This is a genomic window from Candidatus Colwellia aromaticivorans (genome assembly GCF_003333305.1).
In the GTDB taxonomy this organism is placed as follows: domain Bacteria; phylum Pseudomonadota; class Gammaproteobacteria; order Enterobacterales; family Alteromonadaceae; genus Colwellia; species Colwellia aromaticivorans.
Genome location: NZ_QOLD01000062.1, coordinates 1 through 7,071 on the forward strand (window position 1 = coordinate 1; position 7,071 = coordinate 7,071).

The window sequence follows — 7,071 nt, forward strand, 5'->3', positions numbered from 1 at the left end:
TTAGCTTGACCAAAAATTAATTGAGCCCATTGTGCTGTTTCTGTATTATACATATCGATTTATAAGGAAATAAAAAAGGTATTAGATCATAAATCTAACCGATTTAAAAGTTGTGTATAAGAGACAGGCCGTCTATACATAGAATACTTTGCTATTTCAATAATTTATAAAATCATCACTAAAGGGGAAAACTGTGATAATTTGGACGAAAATAAAACTACCACTCATTATTTTAACTGTGGGTATTGCCGCAATTACGTTAATCACCTTATCTAAACCCACACCGAAACCCAATGATGATCTTCTGACAGAACCGCCAAAAGTAAAAGTGGCTGTACAGGTAGCAACTCGAGAGCAAGTTGTTTTGTCGGCGACAAGTCAAGGAACAGTAGAAGCAAAAAGAGAAATAGACCTTGTTGCACAAGTATCTGGTTTGATTGTTAAAGTTGATACGCAATTTTCTGATGGTGATTTTTTTACTCAAGATACGATTCTAATTGAAATAGACTCAAGAGATTACCGCGCTGCGTTACTCAATGCTAAATCACGTTTAGCACAAGCACAACGTAGTTTAGCTGAAGAAAAAGGGCGCTCTCGTCAAGCACGAAGAGAATGGCAAGATTTAGGCAATAAAGATGCTAATGAACTTTTTTTACGGACTCCTCAGTTAATTGAAGCGCAGTCGGTTGTGGCATATGCACAGGCTGATGTTGAAATATCTCAGCTAAATATTGAACGAACAAAAATTCAAGTACCGTTTGATGGACGTATCAACGAAACTTATGTCAATGTTGGCCAGTTTGTTACTCGAGGTACCGCGTTAGCCAAAGTATATGATACCGACATTGCTGAAGTGCGTTTGCCACTTTCGGATAGACAGTTAGCTTTATTAGATTTACCCATGTTGGGCACCGCACTTGATAGTAACCCAGCGGTTATATTAAGCGCTATTATTGGTGGCAAGGCTCATCAATGGCAAGGCATTATTACTCGAACTGAAGCCTCAGTTGATGTTAATTCTCGCATGTATTATGCCATAGTTGAAGTGGTAAAACCTTTTGAGGTTTCTGACCATACCAACCATTCAGCCCCCTTAATTCCAGGATTGTTTGTTACTGCAAAAATCGAAGGTAAAAAGTTAGATAATGTAGTTGTTTTACCTATTGAGGTCATTGTTAAGCGGACTAATATTTATACGGTAAATGACAAAAATGTTATCGAAATTCAACCAGTAACCGTATTAAGTAAAAATTCAGAACGTGTTTGGATCCAAACAAAGGTCAATGAAAATATGACTATTTTGTTGGAGAAACACGCCGTTGTATCTCCAGGGACCGTTATCGAACCAATATTTAGTTCTGATTTTAACGATAATACAAAAATTGAAACTCAAGTCGCTGCTACAATAAATGATGGTGAATAGTGATGAACAATATAGTTCAGTGGTTTGTTAAAAATCCAATAGCTGCAAATTTATTGATGTTAGGTCTTCTTCTTGGTGGTTGGTCGGGTTCCGATACCATTAAAAAAGAAGTTTTCCCCACTTCTGATAGAAACTTTATCAATGTTAGTATGAATTATCTGGGTGCTGCGCCCAACGAAGTAGAGCAGCAAATCGTTATTCGAATCGAGGAGGTTATTGCTGGTTTACCCGGGATTTTTAAAATCAGTTCTAATTCTCGACAAGGTTCAGGTTCGGTGAGTATTGAAGTTATTGAGGGTTTTGATGTAAAAGAAGTTTTATCAGATATTAAGGGGCGGGTTGACTCTATCAATACTTTTCCGCCTTCGTCAGAGCGACCTATTATAAGCCAGCAAGTCTTTAGAAATACCTTGATGTGGTTTGCTATATCAGGAGATGTCAGTAGAGGTGAACTAAAAAAAATTGGTTATCAGATCCGTGATGAAATGCCCTTATTAGAAGGTGTTTCTGAAGTAAGAATTCAAGGCTTACGTTTAGATGAAGTAGGTATTGAAATATCTGAAGAAAACTTACGCCGATACAACCTGACTTTTTCTGAAGTTGCTGCCGCAATTCGCAGTTCTTCAATGAATGTACCTGCGGGAGCGATTAAAACAGAACAAGGCAGTATTCAAATACAAACCCGCGCACAAGCCTACAATGGTCAGGACTTTTCCGATATCGTTATTCGTAGTAATACGGACGGTAGCCAGTTGTTTTTGTCGGATATAGCACAGATAAAAGACGGTTTTAGTGAACAAGAAATAGACTTTATTATTGGCACAAAGTCTGGTTTAAACTTTGAAGTTAAAATGAGTGATGACCCTAAACTTTTTAAGGGAACGATCAATGCTCGTCATTATTTAGAAGCACTTAAAACAACCCTGCCCCAGGGGTTAGAGTTAAAAATTAATAACATCAGCAAAGACCTTTTTGATGGCCGTTTTAATTTATTAAAAGATAATGCCTTAAGCGGTTTACTGTTAGTTTTTATTATTTTAATGTTATTTTTACGTCCGCTATTAGCTATTTGGGTCGTGGTGGGTATTGTAACTGCGTTTGCTGGTGCCGTATGGTTATTACCTTACTTTGGCATTTCGTTAAACATGTTGTCGATGTTCGCCTTTTTAATGGTGTTAGGTATTGTGGTTGATGATGCAATTATTGTTGGCGAAAGTATTTACAGTCAGCAACAAAAAGGCATTCAAGGCGATGATTCTGCAATTACAGGCGCTAGCAGTGTATTAATGCCGGTAGTACTCGCGGTGATAAGTACAATCATATTTTTCATGCCTATGGTCGATGTGCCAAAAGATGTTGAGCCCTATACCATTTCAATATTTTTTGTGGTTTGTTTTTGTTTATTATTTTCGTTGGCAGAGTCTTTATTGATATTACCCGCTCATTTATCACATATGAAACCCGAGCAGCCGAGTCGTTTTTCCGTATTGAGAAAATTAGAGCGAATTCGACATTATTTTTCTTCTGCAATGGAACGTTTTGCCGCCGGCACATATCGCTCGTTATTAAATAAGTTGTTAAAACGAAAAGGCAGTACGGTACTTGCTTTTACGTTGTTGTTTGTCACTTCTTTAACCATGTTTGACGCCGGTTGGGTTAAAACTGCTTTTTTTCCTCGGGTACCTCAAGCGTTTGTTTACCTTCAAGCCAGTTTTCCCGATGGTTCACCCTATCGTTATACAACGGACTTAGCCGAGTATATGAAAAAACATGCCAATTCTTTGGATGAAAACCCTGAGTTATTAGCTAAAAATGGCGGCAAAACTTTTCTTACTGAAGTCAATACTACGAGCAATGGCAGTAGTGTTGATATGTATGTTGGTTTAACCCCTGCAGAAGAGCGAAGTGTCGGTGTCGAGGACATTAGAATTAAGTTAAAAGAACTGATTGGTCCTTTACCTGAATTGCAAAGTTATTCTTTAATCTCTACCTTTGGAGGCAATGCCCCAGATATTCAGCTGAATTTAAGTCTGTCTAGTAATGCGGTAAGTACACAAGAGCAAGCCATTAATGATATTAAGACGGTTTTAGCTGCTTATGAGGGGATTGAAAATGTCCGCAGTAATCTTGATACCGGTCGTTTAGAGGTAGAATTAGACTTAAAAGATTATGCCCAAACATTAGGTATTACTACACAAGATATTGCTACTCAGGTACGACAAGCTTTTTATGGTGAAGAAGTGCAACGTATTCCGCGTTCAAAGGAAGATGTGAGAGTGATGTTGCGTTTTCCGGAAAATGAACGCCGTAGTTTAGATACCCTAGATGATATGCGTATTAGAACCGCTCAAGGTGATGAAGTGCCGCTTGAAGCTGTTGCTAATATTAGTTTAGTTCCGGGCAGTAGTACTATTCGCCGAACGGATCGCATTCGTAATATTACCTTAACAGCTGATACTGTAGAGGGGACAGATGGTAATGAAATAGTAAAACAAATGTTAGCAAGTTATGGCGGACAATGGAAAAAACAGTATCCCGGTTTTGATCTTTCTACCGATGGAAATTTACGTGCTCAAGCTGAATTTGGTGATAACTTTAAAGAGAACTTTTTATTGGCTTTTATCGTCGCCTTTTCATTATTTGCTATTGCCTTTAAATCTATGTTTGAGCCATTACTCATTTTAATTGCTGTACCGTTTGGTTTTATGGGTGCTATTTTTGGTCATATCATTTGGAGTGCGGTTACGGGAGTAAACTATGATATAAGCATGATGTCTTTCTTTGGTTTTCTCGCCTGTGCTGGTGTTGTTGTTAACGATAATTTAGTTTTACTTGAGCGAATTAACAAACTAAGAGAAAAAGGCTACAGTGCTTTTGAAGCGGCATTAAATTCAGGTACTGACCGTTTTCGTCCGATTGTATTAACCTCGTTAACAACCTTTGCCGGTTTATTACCTATTTTATTTGAACGCAGTACTCAAGCTCAGTTTTTGATCCCTATGGTTATCTCTTTAGCTTTTGGTGTTTTGTTTGCATCGGTAGTCACTTTGTTTATGGTACCTTGTGCTTATTTAGGCGGCTATTCATTAGGACAACAGCTTAAACGTTTGTATCGAGCTATATTAAATAAATTAGGACTATCAGAGCCAAATGTTGACTTGAAACCGAATGAAGGTGAGTTATAAAACTAATGTTTAAGTCATTTATCTGAAGTTATTTAAGGCCGAGTCATGATCGGCTTTTTTATAGCTACTTTTCATTTATTACTCTTGAATTTATAGTACTTGTATTACGCGAACATCCATTTTATCTACCAATAAATGCGTAGCGAAACTGTTTTAGTTTTTGTGGTATTAGTAACCATCTTGAAATTAAATTTCATGTGGTAATTGGTAACCTTAAATATTATTTGCAGCCACAAATATTTGTGAATTTTTTGCTAAACTGGATTGTCCAAAACTTCTATGCCTATAACAGGATAGAACTATGAAATTTATGTCTGCTGCCTGATCAGAAAGCCGACCATCGTTTCATCTAACTCTTTATGCCATCAGAACAAATTTAATATTAAAATAGAATTTTTATTTAGGTCAGCTTTCGTATCTTAGTGACTGCTTCATAGATTTATTTTAACAAGAAATTTATGACCGCTTACTGCCCCACAGTTGTCGTTGTGGTACTAAAACCTTATGTCAGCAAAGTGGTAGCTACTGCCCTTTGAGCAGTCCGGTGTATGATTTTTTAGTTTTACTTTAGAAATTAGATATTTCAAAAGATATCCTAACGACTTTTCAGTGCGCTTTGCTGACTTTAGTCTCAATCTTCTTGCCTTACATTTTCTAATGAATCACTTTTGTCATATTACTGAGAAGTATCCCTAATAAGTTGTTGAACTAAACCGCTTCGCGGAGAATTTCATCTTGCGTGTATCCAAAATAGTTCGCGAAAGGTCACTTACTGGTCTAAAGTAAAGAAATCTATGTTAACTGTTCTGAGCAAAATTAAATCTGGAAATTGTTAAAGCATATGACGGCTGCAAGTCAAAGCGCCCCTGAATAAACAATATCCATTTAGCATAGGGCTAGTGCCAACTTGAACATACGGCGCTGGAATCGACTCAGTCCAACAGCACATTTATCTCACATGCTTCGACAATAGATGAATGCTTAATTGTTTTAACTCCGATAAAATCGCCACTTATTGTGGCTTTTTTTAAAAAAAAGTAACCATGATAACAAAAAAATATATTCCCTCACTTCACGCTTTTCGCGGCTTCGCCATCATCAATATTGTGGCAATTCATGCTATTGAGTTTATTTTCTTTTTCGCTGGAACAGCCGAAACTACACCAAAACCCGATTTAACGCCTTTTGCGTGGGGCGAAAGTATACTGTTTCACGACTCAACGCTCTATTTCACTTTTATTTCCGCTATTTTATTTTCTTTGATACTGGCCGAGCGTGGTTATGCTAACTTTTTTAAATCAAAGCTAACAAACGTGTTTTTACCCTACCTATTTTTTACTAGCATTGTGACATGGAGAAATTGGGGGATGGATGGCACACTTACTATATTTGATGGCAGCCTAATGGAGTTTACGACTCTGGTTGGCAAAAACCTAATCACTGGCGGCGCTATATTTTCTTTTTGGTACATCCCTGTTCTTTTTGTTCTTTACCTTGCGACACCGATTTTTGCGAAACTCTTAACCATTAAGAAAGTGAAGTGGGTGGTTGTTTTATTAATACTAGCGCCACTGGTTTGCTCACGTGCATGGCCCGATATCACTTGGACAAACTTTGCCTATTTTTTAGGGGCTTATATGCTGGGCATGGTGGTAGGTGCGAACTATCGAAAAACAATCGAGCTAACCGAGCGCTATCTCTTTTTGGTTGCTCTGATGACGGTAGCCTCAACCGCTGTATTAGTAGGTTTGTTTTATCTTGAGAGCCCAAAGTGGGGAGTGATTATCTTTACTGAATCGGCTTGGTATGTACAAAAAATAGCAATTGCAGGCTTGGTCATCTTGCTGTTTGAGCGAACCATGAGTAGCGTACCCAAGTGGCTCGATGTATTGGGCAATTACGCTTTTTCGATTTATTTCTTGCACGGGTATCTGCTATTTGAAATGTACGAAGTTATGGCTAAAATCATAACAGCCCCAACTAGCCTTTCCATTATTTTGCCGCTTGCAATATTGAATGTTGTACTTGTAATATCGATCAGTGTACTCATTACCTACGCCTTCAAATTGCTATTGGGGAAATATTCACGCAGCATTGTAGGCACATAATAAATAGGGATAAACATTCATTCTGGCGTTTGCAAATGTGATCCAATCATTGCTTTTTCAACCCCAAAAGTCAGGTGCTAAATTGGTGGCGACGATAACAAGGCAATCAAAGTCGCCCAAAAATACGTGGGCTTGATTGGCAAAGAACCACTCGCCCTTTATGGCAGCGTTTTGATACAAAATCTAATCTGAATAAGCATTTTAGCTGAAATGCTTAACGTCTTCTTTGTTAAGGTTTTTAGATATCAGCCAGTACACAAAATCTATCATCAGCCCATTATAGGAAGGCTGATGTCTAAAAGGCTCACAATGAAGAAACCGCGGGAATCGAACTCGGTGCTATGGGGATTGCTTG

The 7,071-nt window shown here is 37.9% G+C and carries 3 protein-coding genes; all 3 read left to right on the forward strand.

All coding sequences use genetic code 11. The annotated features are described in order from the left end of the window. Window positions 1–193 precede the first annotated feature (193 nt). Entirely contained in the window at window positions 194–1,423 is a 1,230-nt protein-coding gene (locus tag DWA31_RS09365; RefSeq protein ID WP_168427321.1) for an efflux RND transporter periplasmic adaptor subunit, read from the forward strand. 2 nt (window positions 1,424–1,425) lie between these two features. Further along, window positions 1,426–4,608: an efflux RND transporter permease subunit gene (locus DWA31_RS09370; RefSeq protein WP_114326338.1), complete on the forward strand. Its 3,183-nt coding sequence runs from the start codon at window positions 1,426–1,428 to the stop codon at window positions 4,606–4,608. A gap of 1,043 nt (window positions 4,609–5,651) precedes the next feature. Next, on the forward strand, window positions 5,652–6,716 hold the full coding sequence (locus DWA31_RS09375; protein ID WP_114326339.1) for an acyltransferase family protein: 1,065 nt from the start codon (window positions 5,652–5,654) through the stop codon (window positions 6,714–6,716). Window positions 6,717–7,071: the final 355 nt, after the last annotated feature.